Source organism: Streptomyces sp. AA4, assembly GCF_000158875.1.
Lineage (GTDB): Bacteria > Actinomycetota > Actinomycetes > Mycobacteriales > Pseudonocardiaceae > Amycolatopsis.
Window position 1 is genome coordinate 2217424 of sequence record NZ_GG657746.1, and the last position, 15910, is coordinate 2233333.

17 protein-coding genes are annotated in these 15910 nt (G+C 69.5%); 13 read left to right on the forward strand and 4 right to left on the reverse strand.

From position 1 onward, the window contains the following. Positions 1-144: 144 nt before the first annotated feature. Positions 145-933 carry a crotonase/enoyl-CoA hydratase family protein gene (locus SSMG_RS10415; RefSeq protein ID WP_009075453.1) on the reverse strand — a complete coding sequence of 263 codons (789 nt, stop codon included), beginning with the start codon at positions 931-933 and terminating at the stop codon, positions 145-147. Positions 934-998: 65 nt separating this feature from the next. On the opposite strand from SSMG_RS10415, the gene SSMG_RS10420 reads away from it, so the two are divergent. Together SSMG_RS10420 and SSMG_RS10425 are read left to right on the forward strand one after the other, a co-directional pair. Next, positions 999-2594, forward strand: coding sequence for an acyl-CoA synthetase (locus tag SSMG_RS10420; RefSeq protein ID WP_199785864.1), 1596 nt, complete (start codon positions 999-1001; stop codon positions 2592-2594). An 8-nt stretch (positions 2595-2602) separates the two neighbouring features. Next, positions 2603-3709: a nitronate monooxygenase family protein gene (locus SSMG_RS10425; RefSeq protein ID WP_009075457.1), complete on the forward strand. Its 1107-nt coding sequence runs from the start codon at positions 2603-2605 to the stop codon at positions 3707-3709. 3 nt (positions 3710-3712) lie between these two features. Here SSMG_RS10425 and SSMG_RS10430 read toward each other — a convergent pair whose 3' ends face one another. Beyond that, a complete protein-coding gene (locus SSMG_RS10430; RefSeq protein ID WP_009075459.1) occupies positions 3713-4606 on the reverse strand; it encodes an alpha/beta hydrolase in 894 nt (297 codons plus the stop codon). Positions 4607-4667: 61 nt separating this feature from the next. Between SSMG_RS10430 and SSMG_RS10435 the strand changes: the two genes are divergently transcribed. Next, the gene (locus SSMG_RS10435; RefSeq protein ID WP_037713234.1) at positions 4668-5129 is read left to right on the forward strand and encodes a MarR family winged helix-turn-helix transcriptional regulator; all 462 of its coding nucleotides are present in this window, start codon (positions 4668-4670) and stop codon (positions 5127-5129) included. Between the two features lie 361 nt (positions 5130-5490). Here the strand turns inward: SSMG_RS10435 and SSMG_RS10440 are convergent, their stop codons facing one another. Continuing rightward, complete coding sequence (locus SSMG_RS10440; protein ID WP_009075462.1) at positions 5491-6276, reverse strand: trypsin-like serine protease; 786 nt, start codon at positions 6274-6276, stop codon at positions 5491-5493. A gap of 284 nt (positions 6277-6560) precedes the next feature. Continuing rightward, entirely contained in the window at positions 6561-7778 is a 1218-nt protein-coding gene (locus SSMG_RS10445) for an APC family permease (RefSeq protein WP_050788144.1), read from the reverse strand. A gap of 75 nt (positions 7779-7853) precedes the next feature. On the opposite strand from SSMG_RS10445, the gene SSMG_RS10450 reads away from it, so the two are divergent. The 10 genes from SSMG_RS10450 (at position 7854) to SSMG_RS10495 (ending at position 15818) form a co-directional block, all read left to right on the forward strand. Then, a complete protein-coding gene (locus SSMG_RS10450; RefSeq protein WP_037713238.1) occupies positions 7854-8630 on the forward strand; it encodes a GntR family transcriptional regulator in 777 nt (258 codons plus the stop codon). 57 nt (positions 8631-8687) lie between these two features. Beyond that, positions 8688-9068 carry a DoxX family protein gene (locus SSMG_RS10455; protein ID WP_037713241.1) on the forward strand — a complete coding sequence of 127 codons (381 nt, stop codon included), beginning with the start codon at positions 8688-8690 and terminating at the stop codon, positions 9066-9068. Between the two features lie 105 nt (positions 9069-9173). After that, positions 9174-10292 carry a TIGR03364 family FAD-dependent oxidoreductase gene (locus SSMG_RS10460; protein ID WP_009075471.1) on the forward strand — a complete coding sequence of 373 codons (1119 nt, stop codon included), beginning with the start codon at positions 9174-9176 and terminating at the stop codon, positions 10290-10292. Next, positions 10289-10972 carry a phosphonatase-like hydrolase gene (locus SSMG_RS10465; RefSeq protein WP_009075473.1) on the forward strand — a complete coding sequence of 228 codons (684 nt, stop codon included), beginning with the start codon at positions 10289-10291 and terminating at the stop codon, positions 10970-10972. The genes SSMG_RS10460 and SSMG_RS10465 overlap by 4 nt, the downstream gene beginning before the upstream one ends. Further along, positions 10969-12003: a 2-aminoethylphosphonate ABC transporter substrate-binding protein gene (locus SSMG_RS10470; RefSeq protein WP_009075475.1), complete on the forward strand. Its 1035-nt coding sequence runs from the start codon at positions 10969-10971 to the stop codon at positions 12001-12003. The genes SSMG_RS10465 and SSMG_RS10470 overlap by 4 nt, the downstream gene beginning before the upstream one ends. Before the next feature lie 8 nt (positions 12004-12011). Further along, on the forward strand, positions 12012-13067 hold the full coding sequence (locus SSMG_RS10475) for an ABC transporter ATP-binding protein (protein WP_199786207.1): 1056 nt from the start codon (positions 12012-12014) through the stop codon (positions 13065-13067). Continuing rightward, positions 13064-13927: a 2-aminoethylphosphonate ABC transporter permease subunit gene (locus SSMG_RS10480; RefSeq protein WP_009075479.1), complete on the forward strand. Its 864-nt coding sequence runs from the start codon at positions 13064-13066 to the stop codon at positions 13925-13927. The genes SSMG_RS10475 and SSMG_RS10480 overlap by 4 nt, the downstream gene beginning before the upstream one ends. After that, a complete protein-coding gene (locus SSMG_RS10485; protein WP_009075481.1) occupies positions 13905-14702 on the forward strand; it encodes an ABC transporter permease in 798 nt (265 codons plus the stop codon). The genes SSMG_RS10480 and SSMG_RS10485 overlap by 23 nt, the downstream gene beginning before the upstream one ends. Before the next feature lie 76 nt (positions 14703-14778). After that, positions 14779-15273, forward strand: a complete 495-nt coding sequence (locus tag SSMG_RS10490) for a hypothetical protein (RefSeq protein ID WP_009075484.1) — start codon at positions 14779-14781, stop codon at positions 15271-15273. Positions 15274-15317: 44 nt separating this feature from the next. Further along, a complete protein-coding gene (locus SSMG_RS10495; RefSeq protein ID WP_199785865.1) occupies positions 15318-15818 on the forward strand; it encodes a hypothetical protein in 501 nt (166 codons plus the stop codon). Positions 15819-15910: the final 92 nt, after the last annotated feature.

Below are 15910 nucleotides of genomic sequence, written 5' to 3' on the forward strand. Positions count from 1 at the left end.
CCCCCGCGCCGTGTTTTGGCTTCGTATCGGGGTTGTGGGGGCTGTGGGTGCTTGGATGGTGGCGCCGGGAGGGGGTGCGCTGAGGTTCGTGAGGGGAACCCTGAGGGACTCAGAGTCCCTCAGGGTTCCCCTCACGTACTTGGCTCAGTGGCCTTGGAAGTTCGGTTTGCGTTTTTCGGTGAAGGCTTTCGGGCCTTCTTTCGCGTCCGCCGAGGCGAAGACTTCGATGCCGTACTTGGCGTCCAGTTTGAAGGCGTCTTCCTCGTGCATGCCCTCGGTGTCGCGGATGGTCTTGAGGATCGCGCGTATCGCGAGCGGGCCGTTGTCGTTGATCAGTTCAGCGAGTTCCAGCGCACGAGCAAGCGCTTGACCGTCGGGGACGACGTGGCCCACCAGGCCGATGTCGCGTGCTTCCGCGGCGGTGATGTGCCTGCCGGTCAGGAGGAGGTCGGCGGCGACGGTGTACGGGATCTGCCTGGGCAGGCGCACGGCTGAGCCGCCCATCGGGAACAGGCCCCAGCGGGGTTCCGAGACGCCGAATTTCGCGCTCTCCGCGGCCACCCGGATGTCCGTTCCCTGCAGGATTTCCGTGCCGCCCGCGATGGCCGGGCCTTCGACGGCCGCGATCAGCGGTTTGGTGAGACGGCGGCCTTTCAGCAGGCCCTCGATGCGGCTCGGGTCGAAGGAACCGTTCGAGAAGGACTTGCCGGGGGCGTTGCGGGACATGGATTTCAGGTCCGCGCCCGCGCAGAACGCGCCGCCCGCGCCGGTGAGGACGCAGCTGCGCACCTGGTCGTCGGAATCCACCCGGTCCCAGGCCTCGACCATGATCGACAGCATTTCGCCGGTGAGGGCGTTGCGGGCTTCCGGGCGGTTCATCGTCACGACGAGCGTGCGGCCTTCGAGGCTGACGAGCGCGTGGGGTTCGGCCACCGGGGCCTCCTTCTCAGCTGGCCGGGGTCATTGCCCAGAACGATAACATGTTCTACTTTGGGTGCGTGGCACTCAACATCGCGGATCTACTCGAGCACGCCGTCGACGCCGTGCCGGAACGCGTCGCGGTCGTGTGCGGACAGCGCCAGGTCACCTTCGCGCAACTGGAGAAGCGCGCGAACCGGCTGGCGCACCACCTGGCCGCGCACGGCGTGGGACCCGGCTCCCACATCGGTGTCTATTCCCGGAACTCCATCGAGGCGCTGGAAGCCATGTTCGCCGCGTACAAACTGCGCGCGATCGCGGTGAACGTGAACTACCGCTACGTCCACGGAGAGCTCCGCTATCTGTTCACCAACGCCGACCTGGTGGCGCTGGTGCACGAGCGGCGCTACTCCGACCGGGTGGCGGCGGTGCTGCCGGAAACGCCAAAACTGAAACACGTTGTAGTCGTCGAGGACGGTTCGGACACGCCGTACGAGACGGGGGTCGAGTACGAAGCGGCGCTCGCGGGCGAGTCGGACGAACGCGACTTCGGCGAACGCAGCGCCGACGACCTGTACATCCTCTACACCGGCGGCACCACCGGTTACCCCAAAGGGGTGCTTTGGCGGCACGAGGACATCTGGCGCGCGCTGGGCGGCGGCATCAACTTCGTCACCGGCGAGTACGTGCCCGACGAATGGACGCTCAGCGAACAAGGAAAATCCGGTTCGCTCGTGCGGTTGCCGGCCGCGCCGCTGATCCACGGGGCGGCGCAGTGGGCCGCGTTCGGCGCGCTGTTCACCGGCAGCCCGGTGGTGTTCGTCCCGCAGTTCGACGCGCACGACGTGTGGCGTGCGGTGCAGGAACACAAGGTGCAGGTCCTGACGATCGTCGGCGACGCGATGGCGCGGCCGCTCGTGGACGCGTACCGCTCCGGCGACTATGACGCGTCGTCGCTGGTCGCGGTGTCGAGCCACGCGGCGCTGTTCTCGCATTCGGTGAAGCAGGAATTCCTGGAGATGCTGCCGAACGTCGTGATCACCGACGCGATCGGGTCGTCGGAGAGCGGGTTCACCGGAATCGGCATGGTGGGCAAGGATTCCGACCATTCCGCGGGACCTCGGGTGAACTTCGGCAAGGACGCCATCCTGCTGGACGACAACGGCGAAGTGGTCGAACCGAAACCCGGCGCGGTCGGGCTGATCGGCCGCCGCGGGCACGTTCCGCTCGGCTATTACGGCGATCCGGAGAAAACCCGCACCATTTTCACTGAAGTGGACGGCGTCCGTTACGTCGTGCCCGGCGACTACGCGCGCTACGAGGAAGACGGCACGGTCACGTTGCTGGGCCGCGGATCGCAGTGCGTGAACACCGGCGGCGAAAAGGTGTATCCGGAAGAAGTCGAGGGCGCGCTGAAATCGCATCCGGACGTTTTCGACGCACTGGTCATCGGCATCCCGGACGACCGGCTCGGCCAGCGGGTCGCCGCCGTCGTCCAGCCGCGGCCCGGAGTGAAACCGGATCTGGCCGCGCTGGAAGCGCACGTGCGGACCGAGGTCGCCGGATACAAGGTGCCGCGCACGGTGTGGCTGGCCGAGGAAATCGGCCGTTCGCCGAGCGGGAAGCCGGATTACCCGTGGGCTCAGCGGTACGCCGCCGAACACGAACCCGCCTAGGAGGGCGCATGCGCACATCGTTGTGCGACCGGTTCGGCATCGAGGTGCCGATCTTCGGATTCACCCCGTCGGAACACGTCGCGGCCGCGATCAGCCGCGCGGGCGGCATGGGCGTGCTGGGCTGCGTCCGGTTCAACGACGCCGCCGAACTCGACGCGGTGCTGTCCTGGATGGACGAAAACACCGACGGAAAGCCTTACGGCGTCGACATCGTGATGCCGGCGAAGATCCCGTCCGAGGGCACCCAGACCGACCTGAACGAGCTGATCCCGCCGGGCCACCGGGCGTTTGTCGACAAAGTGCTGAAGGACCTCGCGGTCCCGCCGCTGCCCGACGACACCGACGAACGCGCGGGGGTCCTCGGCTGGCTGCACTCCGTCGCCCGGTCCCATGTGGACGTCGCGCTGAACCACCGGATCAGCCTGATCGCCAACGCACTGGGCTCGCCCCCGGTCGACGTGATCACCCGCGCGCACGACGCGGGCGTCCCGGTGGCCGCCCTCGCCGGCAAGGGTTCGCACGCCGCTCGCCACGTCGACAACGGCGTGGATCTCGTTGTCGCACAAGGACACGAGGCGGGCGGGCACACCGGCGAGATCGCGACCATGGTGCTGGTGCCGGAAATCGTCGACGCGGTCGGCGACCGCGCCCCGGTGCTGGCAGCCGGAGGGATCGGCTCCGGCCGCCAGGTCGCCGCCGCGCTGGCCCTGGGCGCCTCGGGCGCGTGGATGGGTTCGTACTGGCTCGCGACGCAGGAATACCTCCAGACGATGCCCGAATCGGAGGCAATGCAGAACGCGCTGGTCGCGGCGACTTCCGCGGACACCGTCCGAACGCGGATCTACACCGGCAAACCCGCCCGCCTGCTGAAAACCCGCTGGACGGAGGCCTGGGCGGCGCCGGGCGCGCCGGAACCGCTGCCGATGCCGCTGCAGAACCTGCTGGTTTCCCACGCCCACAACCGGATCCACGCCGCCGCCGACCCGTCGGTGGTGTCGATGCCGGTGGGCCAGATCGTCGGCAGGATGGACCGGGTCCGCCCGGTGGCCGAGGTGATGGCGGAGCTGGTGCGGGGATTCGAGGAGACGGTTTCCCGGTTGGACAAGATCCGCTGAACCTCAGGCGAGCCGCTGCTTGATGAACAGGGCAGCCCGGTCCAGGGCTTGCCCTGCTTCGTCGAGCGAGTCGGTGAAGGTCTGGAACACGTGCGGGGCGTCGGCGGTGATGTCGAGGATCGCGTCGACGTCCGCCTCGCGGGCGCGTTCCGCCAGCCGGACCGAGTCGTCCAGCAGGACTTCGTTCGTGCCGACCTGCAGGAGGATGGGCGGGAAGCCGGTCAGGTCGGCGTGGACCGCCGGGGCGAGGAGCGGCTGGGCGGGGTCCGCGCCGCCCAGGTACAGCTGGCCGGTCTTGCTTACGCTTTCCCTGGTGAAGAACGGGTCGGCGTCCTCCTTCGTCACCATGGACGCCCCGGTATAGGTGTGGTCGAGCGCCGGCGAGAACGCGACGATCCCCGCGGGCATCGGGAGCCCCGCGTCGCGGGCGGCCAGAGTCGTGGTCACCGAGAGGCCGCCGCCAGCGGAGTCGCCCGCGAAGACGATCGACGACGGGTCGTGGTCCTCGAGGAGACTGCGGTAGGCGGCGAGGCCGTCTTCGATCCCGGCCGGGAACGGGTGCTCGGGCGCGAGCCGGTAGTCCAGCGAGAGCGCGCGGATTCCGGTGCGCAGGACCAGGTTCGCCGTCAGCGTCATCGCGGTGTGCGGCGAACCGAGCACGAACCATCCGCCGTGGAAGTACAGGATCGTGCCCGGTCTCGGGGTCTCCGGCGGTTCGACGAGGACGGCCGGTCGCCCGCCGAGCGTGGCCGGGGTTTCCCGATGCTCGGCCGGCACCGGGAACTGGCTCATCAACGCGGCGAACCCGGCCCGCATCTCGTCGACCGAGGCCGCTTCCGGCTGCTCCGGCGCGTTCTTCAGCCGGTCGGCGATCGCGCGGCGCTGTTCCCTGCTCATCTGCTCTCCTTAGATGTCTCCGGAAGTATCTTCCGCGGCATGTAATGTTAGACTATATGCCATGGAAGGTACTTCGGCAAACGGGCAGCTTTTCGACCATCTCGTGCGCTGCGAGACCCGGATCTTCAACGCGCTGACCGACGGTCTCAAGGCCGAGCACGGCGTCGGCGCGGCGCAGTTCGAGTTCCTGCAGTACCTCGCGCGACATCCGCGGTCGCGGGTCGCGGACCTCGCGGTGAACTTCGCCATCGGGATCGGCGCGACCAGCAAGGGCATCGACCGGCTCGAAGCGCGCGGCTGGGCGCGCCGGGTGCCGAACCCGGAGGACCGGCGGTCGTCGCTCGTCGAGCTGACGCCCGCCGGACGCGAGCTGGCCGAGGCGATGGAGAAGACGTTCCGGGAACAACTCGACGCACTGATCGGCTCAGTGGTCGGGGAGGACCGGGTCGCGACGGTGACGGCGGTGCTCGCCGAGCTGCGGGGGGCGCTGGAGGAGCGGGGAGTCGGGCTTCCGGCGGGCTAGGTCTCGGGGATCCGGCGGCAGGGTTTCGCACTGGCCGCCGGACGCGCGGAACGGCGGGGGACGTTTCCCGGGGCAGGCCGCACGTTCGCCGTGCCTCGCCGTGCCTCGCCGCGCCAGGTGCCGGGGTCGTCCTGCGTTCGGCGATGGGAGCCACACGCTGGGGACTCTGCCTCGGATTGGCTGCCTGGCCGCAGTTTCCGGCATTCCGGGGTCCCGTGTCGCTCGGCGCTAGCCGCACTCCCTCGCACTGGAGCAGCACAAAGCCCCACCCTCCGTGCGCGGATCCTGTGCCGGGAAAACGCTGCACAAGCCGGGGCGGGACCCAGCGGAGTCCCGCACCCGGCTCGGCGAGACAGGCGGGTCAGATCTTCCCGGCCGCCGCGGCGATGGCGGAGGCGAACGTGCTCACCTCGGTGTACACGCCGGGCGCGTGGGCCCGGGCGCAGCCGTCGCCCCAGCTGACGATGCCTACCTGGAGCCAGTCGCCTGCTCCGTCGCGGCGGAACATCGGGCCGCCGGAGTCGCCCTGGCAGGTGTCGACTCCGCCGGTGTCGAGCTTGCCCGCGCACAGTTCCGCGTCCGGTTTCAGATCGGCGTAGTCGCCGCCCTGAGCCTGGCACGTCGCGTCGTCCACGAAGGGGACCTCGGCCTTCAACAGGTAGCGCTGCTGCGCGCCGCCTTCCTTGGCCGCGCCCCAGCCCGCGATGGTGAAGGTGCCGGAGTTGTTGTCGGCGTTCTTCGCGGTCGGCAGCGTTGGGATGCCGCTCACCGGGCTCGCCAGCTTGATCAGCGCCCAGTCGCCGCCGGTGGAATCGTACGTCGGGGACCGGTAGACGTAGGTCGAGCGCACCTTTTTCGCGCTCGAACTCTGCAGGTCGACCACGCCGAGCGTCGCGGTGATCGACGAGTCCGCTCCGGTGCGGTCGACGCAGTGCGCGGCGGTCAGCACGATCTGGTTCGTGTACAGCGCGCCGCCGCAGCCCATCGAAAGCCGCACCATCCACGGGAATTCCCCTTGGCTGGCGCGAGTCCCGCCGACGACCTGAGGCTCCGCGCCCGGCGACGGCGGCGTCGAAGCCGCGGCGGGCGTCGCGAGTCCGGCGGCCGCGGCCAGTGCTGCCGCGCCTGCCAGGACTCGCGTGAGCATGCTGAAGTTTCGCTTGTCGGCCAAGGGGATTGTCCTTCCGGTGTCCACTGTGGAGCTTCCGCTCCCGGGGGCGGGGAGGTGTCGTGCGGTGACGAACCGACTACACCAGAGCGGCGGTAAGTGGACAACCAACTTTCTTCGGCTCTTTCGGATTCTTCACCGGATCCGGCATATTTCGGCCTCGGAGTGAACCGGAAAAAGCGGCGTTGACCTGCGAAAGCGTGATTATCGGAGTAACCGGCCGGGCGCGGAGCGAGGGGGACTTTCGCGCAGGGCAAGCAAACTCAGCGCGCGACCGCTCGGCGGCGCACCAAGTACGCCACGGCGCCCAGTCCCAGCACCGAACACCCGCTGAGCACCGAGGCGATCGGCAAGCTGAACGCCAGCACCGCGCACCCCGTCAAACCGGCGATCGCGACCACCTTCGGCGCTGCTCCCTCGTCCCGGCGAAGCGTCAACGCGGAAGCGTTCGCTACCGCGTAATAAGCGAGCACCGCGAAGGAAGAAAACCCGATCGCACCACGCAAATCTGTCGTCGTCGCCAGTACCGCGACCACCACGCCCACCGTCAGCTCGGCCCGGTGCGGCACCGAAAACCGGGGATGCACCGCGGTCAAGAACCGCGGCAGATGCCCGTCGCGAGCCATCGCGAGCGTCGTCCGCGAAACGCCCAGCACCAAGGCCAGCAACGAACCCGACGCGGCCACCACGGCACCAATCCGAATCACCGGAGACAGCCACGGCACCGCCGAGGCGAGCGGATCGGAACTCGTTCCGATCCCGTCCGGCCCCAAGGTCACCAGCAGCACCACCGCCACCACGGCGTACACCACAAGCGTGAGTGCCAAAGCCAGCGGAATGGCCCGCGGAATCGTGCGCGCCGGGTCGCGGACTTCCTCGCCCAGCGTGGCCAGCCGGGCATAACCGGCGAACGCGAAAAACATCAATCCGGCCGCTTCGAGGATTCCGCCGCCGTGAAACGGGGTCCACGGGGAAACGTGCGGGCCGGACAATCCGAAAACCGCGAACAGGGTGAGCACCAAGAGGGTGACACAAACGATCACCCGGGTAGCTAACGCCGACCGGTGCACGCCGAGGTAGTTCACTCCGGTGATCAACCCGATCACGCCCACCGCGAGCAGGCTCCGCCAAGGCTGGCCGAGACCGGGCGCGGCGTACGCGACCACGGTCAGCGTCATGGCGGCGCAGCTCGCCGTTTTCCCGGCGACGAAGCCCCAACCCGCCAGGTATCCCCAAAATTCACCCAGGCGAGCGCGTCCGTACACATAGGTGCCACCGGATTCCGGGTACCGCGCGGCAAGCCGGGCGGAGGAAGTCGCGTTGCAGTAGGCGACCAGCGCGGCCACGGCGAGCGCGGGCAGCAATCCCGACCCGGCGGCACGCGCGGCCGGGGCGAACGCGGCGAAAACGCCGGCGCCGATCATCGAACCGAGTCCGATGAAAACGGCGTCGGCCAGGCCGAGCCTGCGGGCCAAAGGCATTGCGGGGTCCTCCCGTGGGGTCAGTTCGCGAGACAGCGAACCACGCGCCGTCCGTCTGGCATAGGCTCGGGTCTCGTGCCCACGTCTTCGCCGCTGTCCCGCCTGTCCGCCGACGGACCGGTCCGCGACGGCATCCCCGATCACGGCCGCGTGCCGCGCTACTACGCGGTGAAGGTCGAACTGCTGGCCGTCATCGCCGAATTGGGCGAAGGCAGCGCGCTGCCCACGGAACGCGAACTGTGCGAACGGTTCGAGGTCTCCCGCGCGACGGTCCGGCAGGCGGTGGGCGAGCTGGTCCTCGAAGGCAGGCTGTCACGACGGCAGGGGAGCGGCACGTACGTCGCTCCGCCGAAGCTGGTGCAGCCGCTCGCGCTCGTCAGCTACACCGAAGGCCTGCGCCGCCAGGGAATCCGGCCCGGCCGCACGCTGATCACGCTCGAACGCCGCGCCGCGGGCACCGGATTGGCCGCCGACCTGCGGATCGAACCGGCCGCCGAAGTGCTCCACCTGGAACGCGTCCTGCTCGCCGACGACGAACGCGTCGGCCTCGAATCGACCTTTCTCCGCGCCGACAAGTTCCCCGAGCTGCTGGAGGATTTCGACCCGGAGCAGTCGCTGTACGCATACCTGCGCGACGAACTGGGCGTGGTCTTCGACGGGGCCGAGGAGCGCGTCGAGACAGTGCTCGCGACGCCCCGCGAGGCGCTGCTCATCGGCACGAATCCGGCGCTGCCGATGCTGCTGATGCACCGCGTGTCGTGGGGCCCGGACGGCGAGCCGTTCGAACGGGTCCGCTCGCTTTACCGCGGGGACCGGCTGAGTTTCGTGACGCGGCTGAACCGCGTCGAGTAGCTGTCACATCCGGTGCCGCCGGTTCGTTCCCTCCTCATCGAACGGAGGGAACGAACCATGGAGATCGCACTGTGGACCGCTCAGGCGGCGCTGGCCTTGCTTTTCGCTTTGTCCGGGGTGCTGAAGTCGACGATGTCGCGGCAACGGCTGCTCGAGACCGGGCAAACCGGCGTGGCCGCGTATCCGATGCCGGTCGTGCGCTTCGCCGCGATCTGCGAACTCGCCGCGGTGCTCGGCCTGATCCTGCCCCGGCTGACCGGGATCGCCCCGATGCTCACCGGGTGGGCGGCGGTCGGCCTGGCTGTGGTGATGATCGGCGCGATGGCGGGGCACTGGCGGCTGGCAGTCACGGAGCACCGGCCGGCGGAGTACCGCAACGTCGCGGCGAATGTCGTGATCCTGGGGGTATGCGTCTTCGTCGCCGCGGGTCGCCTGTGAAGATAACGGAACGGTAACTCATCCGGTCCAATATTCGAGGCTGCTTCACCTGGCGTTCCCCGTGCCGACAGGCTCTGTTGAGCGCGGGCGGCGACTGTTGCGGCCGTGCGAATCCTCATCGTTGGCGGCGGCGTGCTCGGCACGCAGCACGCCTGGCAGGCCGTGGAACGCGGCCACGAAGTCCTCCAGCTCGAACGCGAGCCGGAGGCGCGCGGAGCGTCCGTCCGCAACTTCGGGCTGGTCTGGGTCGGCGGCCGGGCCGCTGGTCCGGAGCTGGAGACGGCGGTGCGCGCCCGCGAGCTGTGGGAGCGGATCGGCGAACGTGTGCCCGCGCTCGGGTTTCGGCCCAACGGCTCGCTGACCGTTATCCGCACCGACGCCGAATTGGCCGTCGCGCAGGAGGTCGTCGCCGGGCCGGAGGCGGCGGAGCGCGGCTTCAAACTCCTCGACGCGAAGGAGACCCGGGCGCTGAACCCGGCTCTGCGCGGCGATTTCACCGGCGCGTTGTGGTGCGAGCGAGACGCGGCGGTCGAACCGCGGACCGCGCAGCCTGCGCTCCGGGAAGCGCTCGCAGCGAGCGGTCGTTACCGCTGGCTGCCCGGCCGTGAGGTGCGGAACCTGACGGAAAACGGCGTGGTCGACGATCACGGCGAGCGGCACGAGGGCGACGTCGTGGTGTTCTGCACCGGCGCGTGGCTCGGCGGGCTGGTCCGCGAGATCGCGGGCGAGATCCCGGTGCGGCGGGTCCGGCTGCAGATGGCGCAGACCGAACCGCTCGGCGAACCGTTGCCCACCAGCGTCGCGGACGGCGACAGCTTCCGGTACTACCCGGCGTACCGCGGCACGGCGCTGGACGCGATGAACGAAGGCCAGCCGCAGGGCGAAGTCGCCGCGCAGAACGCGATGCAACTGCTGATGGTGCAGCGTCGCGACGGCTCGCTCACCATCGGCGACACACACGAGTACGAGCAGCCGTTTTCCTTCGACGTCACCGAAGACCCGTACGAACACCTCGCCGAAGTGGCGGCCGCGTTGTTCGGCCGACCGCTGCCGAAGATCCGCCGTCGCTGGGCTGGCGTGTATGCCCAGGCGACCGACCAGGCCGCGGTCGTGCACCGGGAACGCCTGTCCGGCAACGCTTTCCTCGTCACCGGCCCTGGCGGCCGGGGGATGACCTGCTCGCCCGCAATCGCCGAAGACACCGCAAAGGAGCTGGACTGGTGACCACCGAACTCGTCGTGTTCGACATGGCCGGAACGACCGTCGCGGACGACGGACTGGTCGAACGCGCGTTCACCGCGGCGATCGCCGCCGCCGGAGTGTCCGAAGAGGACGAACGGTACGCGGGAATGCTCGACTACGTCCGGGAAACCATGGGCCAGTCGAAGATCACCGTATTCCGCGCGCTGCTCGGCGACGAAGACCTCGCCCAGCGCGCGAACGCCGAATTCGAAGGCTCGTACGGACGGCTGGTCGCGGCCGGGGAGTGCAAGCCGGTCCCGGGTGCGGAAGAAACCATCCGCGGCCTGCGGGAGAAGGGCGTCCGCGTCGCGTTCGTCACGGGCTTCGCACCCATGACCCAGCGCGCCCTTCTGGATGCACTCGGCTGGCCCGACCTCGCCGACCTCGCGCTCGCTCCCGGCGACGGCGTGCGCGGCCGTCCGTATCCCGACCTTGTCCTCGCTGCCGCATTGAAGCTGCAGGTCACCGACATGCGCAACATCGCGGTCGTTGGCGACACCCCCGCTGATGTCCGGACCGGCCTCGCCGCCGGCGCCGGAATCGTCGCCGGAGTGCTCACCGGCGCCGGCGACCGCGGCGAGCTGGAAGCCGCGCGCGCCACTCACGTTCTCGACTCCGTCTCCGCCCTCCCCGCCGTACTCGAAGGAGCCACTCAGTCATGAGAATCCGGAAAGCGACCATCGTCGCTCTCGTCGCGACCCTCGCCGGCCTGCTGTCCGCGTGCGGCGGCACGGCGGGCGGCGCGTCCGGCGACCAGACCGTCACCGTGTACACCGCGGACGGGCTGGAGGACTGGTACAACGCCCGGTTCGCCGAGTTCAAGCAGCAAACCGGCATCACCGTCCAGGCCGTCACCGCCGGATCCGCCGAGGTCGTTTCGCGCGTGGGCAAGGAAAAGGCCAACACCCAGGCCGACGTCCTCGTGACGCTCCCGCCGTTCGTCCAGCAGGCAGCGAAGGAGGGCCTGCTCGCGGCGTCCGCGCCGAAGGGCGTCGACCAGGTCCCGGCCGCGCAGAAGGACCCGCAGGGCCGCTACTACGCGCTGATGAACAACTACCTCAGCTTCATTTACAACCCGCAGCAGGCGAACCCGGCCCCGAAGACCTGGAACGACCTGCTCGACCCGAAGTACAAGGGCAAGCTCCAGTACTCGACGCCGGGCGAGGCGGGCGACGGCACCGCGGTGCTGCTGCAGGCCCAGCACGTCTTCGGCGACCAGGGCGCGCTCGAATACCTCGGCAAGCTGCAGGCGAACAACGTCGGGCCGTCGTCCTCCACCGGCAAGCTGCAGCCGAAGGTGGCGAAGGGCGAGGTGCTCGTCGCGAACGGGGACCTGCAGATGAACCTCGCCGAGATCGACAAGAGCGGCGGGTTCTCGGTGTTCTTCCCGGCCGACGCGCAGGGCAAGCGGTCCACCTTCGCGCTGCCGTACTTCGCCGGTCTGGTCAACAACGCGCCGCACGCGGACAACGCGCGCAAGCTGCTCGACTTCCTGTTCTCGCCGGAAACCCAGGCGAAGGCCAGCGACGCGTACGGCATCCCGGCCCGTTCCGACGTCAAACCGCAGGGCCCCAAGGCGGAGAAGATCGCCGCCGCGATGTCCGGAGTGGACATCTGGACGCCGGACTGGAACGCCGTCCTCGGCCGTCTCGACGCCGACCTCGCCGCGTACCGGAAGGCCACCGGGCAGTGACTCCGGCAGTGGAGCTCCGCGGCGTATCCGTCCACTTCGGAGCGACGCAAGCGCTTGCGCCGCTGGATCTCTCGGTAGCGCGCGGCGAAACGCTCGCGCTGCTGGGACCGTCCGGTTCCGGCAAGTCGACCGCGCTCAAGGCGCTCGCCGGGTTCCTCCGGCCGAGCGCCGGCCGGGTGCTGCTCGACGGCCAGGACGTCACCGACCTGCCGCCGCATCGGCGTGGCCTCGGCGTAGTCGTGCAGAGTTACGCGCTGTTCCCGCACCAGCGCGTCGCCGACAATGTCGCGTTTGGACTGAAGGCGCGAAAGATGCGCCGGGCCGACGTCACGCGGCGGGTCGGCGAGGTGCTGGAACTGGTCGGGATGAGCGAGTACGCGCGCCGGTATCCCCGCGAACTGTCCGGTGGGCAACAGCAGCGGGTCGCGTTGGCGCGGGCGCTCGCGATCCGGCCGAATGTCCTGTTGCTGGACGAGCCGCTGTCCGCATTGGACGCCGCGCTGCGCGAGGACATGGTCGCGGAACTGCTGCGGTTGCGGGCCGAATTGCCGGATACGACGCTGATCTACGTCACGCACGACCAGAGCGAAGCGCTCGCGCTCGCCGACCGGATCGCCGTGCTGCGCGACTCCCGGCTGGTGGAACTCGGTCCGTGCGAACAGCTTTACCGCCGTCCGGCCACCGAGTTCACCGCGAGCTTCCTCGGCGCGGCGAACCTGATCCCGGTCGAACTGGTCCGTGCCGACGGGACGGTCGCGACGGTCCGGCTGGCCGGGCGTGAGCTGTCCGCCGAACCGTCCGGCACGCTTCAGCCGGAGCGTCCGGTGGCGCTCGGCGTGCGGCCGCACCGCATTTCGGTCGGCGAACCCGGTCCGGACACCTTCCCGGCGCTGGTGCGCGGCGTGCAGTGGCGCGGTTCCGGATACCGGCTCGACCTGCGGCTCACCGACGAGGTCTGCGACATCCGCGCCGAGGTGCCGGACAGCCCGGTGCTGCCCGCCGTCGGCGACCGCGTCGGAGTGTCCATTCCGGACGGTTGCCCGCTGGTGGGGGTGGGCGGATGACCGGCCTCGCCCTCGGCGCCGCCGCGGTCGCCCCGGTTCGCCGCGGTACGCGGCCCCGCCGGTACCGGATCGGCTGGCTGCTCCCGCCCGCGATCGTGGTCGCCGGGTTCTTCGGCTATCCGCTGGTGCTGGTGCTCCTGCAGTCGTTCACCGCGCAGGACGGCAGTTTCGGGCTTTCGGTGTGGACGCAGGTGCTGTCGTCGCCGGAGTTCGGCCGCGCGGTGTGGCAGACGGTGTTGCTGGCCTTGGGTTCGACGGTCGGCTGCGTGCTGCTCGGCGGATTTCTCGCGCTGGTTGTCGCGTTCGTCCCGTTCCCCGGCGCGACGCTGCTGGCCCGGCTGGTGGACACGGTGCTGGCGTTCCCGTCGTTCCTGATCGCGCTGGCCTTCACCTTCCTTTACGGCGGTGCCGGGGTCTTCGGGACCGCTGGATTTCTGTACTCGCCGTGGGGCGTGCTGCTCGCCGAGATCACCTTCTACACGCCGTTCGTGATGCGGCCCGCGCTCGCCGCGTTCAGCCAAGTTCCGTCGGCGCAGCTGGACGTGGCGGCGAGCCTCGGCGCGCGGCCGGGTCGCGTGCTGTGGCGCGTGGTGCTGCCGGAAGCGTTGCCGTCGCTCGCTTCCGGGGCATGTTTGGTGCTGCTGTTGACGATGAACGAGTTCGGCATCGTGCTGTTCCTCGGCGCCAAGGGCGTCTCGACGTTGCCGATGCTGGTGTACGGCAAGGGAATCGTCACGTTCGACTTCCCGGCCGCGTCGGTGGTCGCGGTGGTGAACGTGGTGCTTTCGCTGGTGCTCTACGCGGTTTACCGGCGAGTGGTCGGGAAGGGAGGGCGTCGTGCTGCTGTGGACGCGGCGTAGCCGATTGCTGGTGTGGCTGGTGTTCGGCGTGGTTTTCCTCGGGGTGGTGGCCGCGCCGCTGGTGATGATCGTGCTGGCGTCGTTCGCCGGGAGTTGGACCGGCGTGCTGCCCAGCGGGCTCACCGGGGCGCATTACGCCGAGGCGCTGTCCGGTGAGACTTTCGCGAGCCTGTCGGTGAGCGTGCAGACCGGCGTGCTCACGTCGCTGGTCTCGGTGGTGATCGGGACCTGGGCCGCGCTGGCCGTCGACCCCGCGCCGCCGCGGCTGCGCCGGATCGCGGATTCGCTGTTCCACCTGCCGATCGCCGTGCCGTCGGTGGTGCTGGGGCTCGCGTTGCTGGTGGCGTTCAGCCGTCCGCCGATCGCGTTCAACGGCACGCGCTGGATCGTCCTGGCGGGACACCTGATGATCCTGCTGCCCTTCGCGTACAGCACGGTTTCGGCTGCGCTGCAACGCGTCGACCCGCTGCTCGCCCAGGCTGCGGCGAGTCTCGGCGCGCGTCCGTTGCGGGTGTTGCTGCGAGTCCGGCTGCCGGTGCTGCTGCCCGCGATGTCGGCTTCGGCCGGTTTGGCGCTGGCGATGTCGATGGGCGAATTGGGAGCGACGATGATGCTTTATCCGCCGGACTGGCGAACGCTCCCGGCGACCATTTTCTCCCTCACCGACCGAGGCCAGGTGTTTCTCGCGTCGGCGAGCACGGTGCTGTTGCTGGTGGTGACGCTGGCCGGAGTGGTGCTGCTGGGGCTCGTGCGGGGGAAGGCTTCGGCCCGGTGAAATAGTTTTTCCCGCCCCGATGCAACCTCACGCGCCGCGATTCCGTCCGCGGTGCATGCGGACTACAGGGAAAATCGTGGGAGCGAGCGCGCTGCTGCTGACGGTCGCGGCGTGCGGGGGCAACGGAACCGTGGCTGCGCCGGTTTCCTCGGGGCCGCCGTCCAGTTCGGTGTCGGCGTCCTCGCCGCCGCCTTCGTCGTCTTCGCCGTCGGTTGTGCCGCCGCCGGTGTCCGGGCCGCCGAAGAGCCGTCCTACTCAGGGCGTGCCGCCTGGGGACACCGCGCCCGCGGCTGGGCAGGTCAATGCTTCGGCGCTTCCGGCTGGGTATCCCCACGACGTCACGCTCGCGGAGGGTGGCTCGGTAGTGGTGATCCAGGCTGAGGAGGGCGGATGCGACAAGATCAGCGCGAAGGCGGGGGAGCAGACGGCTGCCCAGGTCGTCGTGCTGGTGACGATTACCAAGGCCCCGCACGGGCAGATGTGTCCCATGCACGTGCGGGAGATTTCGTTGCCGGTGCGGCTGGCCGCGCCGCTGGGCGGGCGGGAATTGGTGCTGAAGCCCGGTCCGTGAAGATCGGGTGCAACCCGGCCGGGCGGTCGGTCCGTCTAGGGGGCATGAGGTACTCGACGAAGCTGATCGGAACGACACGACTGGCGGGCGCGGCCCTGGTGCTCACTGCGGCGGCCGCGTGCGGCAGTCCGACGAGCATGGCGAACGCACCAGCGTCCGGGACCGAGACTGCGCCGGCGAGCGCCAGCACCTCGGTTTCGGTCCCGCCGCCGGGGAAGCCGCAGTTCGATCCTCCGCAGGGGGCGGTGCGGGTTCCGGACAACCGGGTGGACGGGGCCGCGTTGCCCAAGACGTTTCCCAAGGAGGTTTATTCGGAGAACGGGGGGACGGTGCTTGTGGTGCGGGCTGAGGAAGGGGGGTGCGGGCATGCGCTCGGGGAGGCTGTTGAGCAGACTGCCCAGCGGGTTGTGGTGGATTTGAGCGAGACCAAGGCGCAGACCGGGCAGATGTGCACGATGGATTTGCGGCATCCGGTGATTTCGGTGGGGCTGGCGGCGCCGTTGGGGGAGAGGGTTGTGGTTTTGAAGCAGTCTCCGCCTCGGTGAGGTCGGGCGGCTCGTCGCCCTGGGGGGCGACATTGCCCCGCCCCTGGTTGCGTGGGGCACCCCGATTGTTGATTGTGCTGACGGTTCGGGGG

Coding starts and splice junctions, on each gene's coding strand:
- SSMG_RS10445 (WP_050788144.1), bottom strand. CDS start 7,778: ATGCCTTTGGCCCGCAGGCTCGGCCTGGCCGACGCCGTTTTCATCGGA.
- SSMG_RS10480 (WP_009075479.1), top strand. CDS start 13,064: ATGACCGGCCTCGCCCTCGGCGCCGCCGCGGTCGCCCCGGTTCGCCGC.
- SSMG_RS10495 (WP_199785865.1), top strand. CDS start 15,318: ATGAGGTACTCGACGAAGCTGATCGGAACGACACGACTGGCGGGCGCG.
- SSMG_RS10455 (WP_037713241.1), top strand. CDS start 8,688: ATGGAGATCGCACTGTGGACCGCTCAGGCGGCGCTGGCCTTGCTTTTC.
- SSMG_RS10440 (WP_009075462.1), bottom strand. CDS start 6,276: ATGCTCACGCGAGTCCTGGCAGGCGCGGCAGCACTGGCCGCGGCCGCC.
- SSMG_RS10435 (WP_037713234.1), top strand. CDS start 4,668: ATGGAAGGTACTTCGGCAAACGGGCAGCTTTTCGACCATCTCGTGCGC.
- SSMG_RS10470 (WP_009075475.1), top strand. CDS start 10,969: ATGAGAATCCGGAAAGCGACCATCGTCGCTCTCGTCGCGACCCTCGCC.
- SSMG_RS10430 (WP_009075459.1), bottom strand. CDS start 4,606: ATGAGCAGGGAACAGCGCCGCGCGATCGCCGACCGGCTGAAGAACGCG.
- SSMG_RS10425 (WP_009075457.1), top strand. CDS start 2,603: ATGCGCACATCGTTGTGCGACCGGTTCGGCATCGAGGTGCCGATCTTC.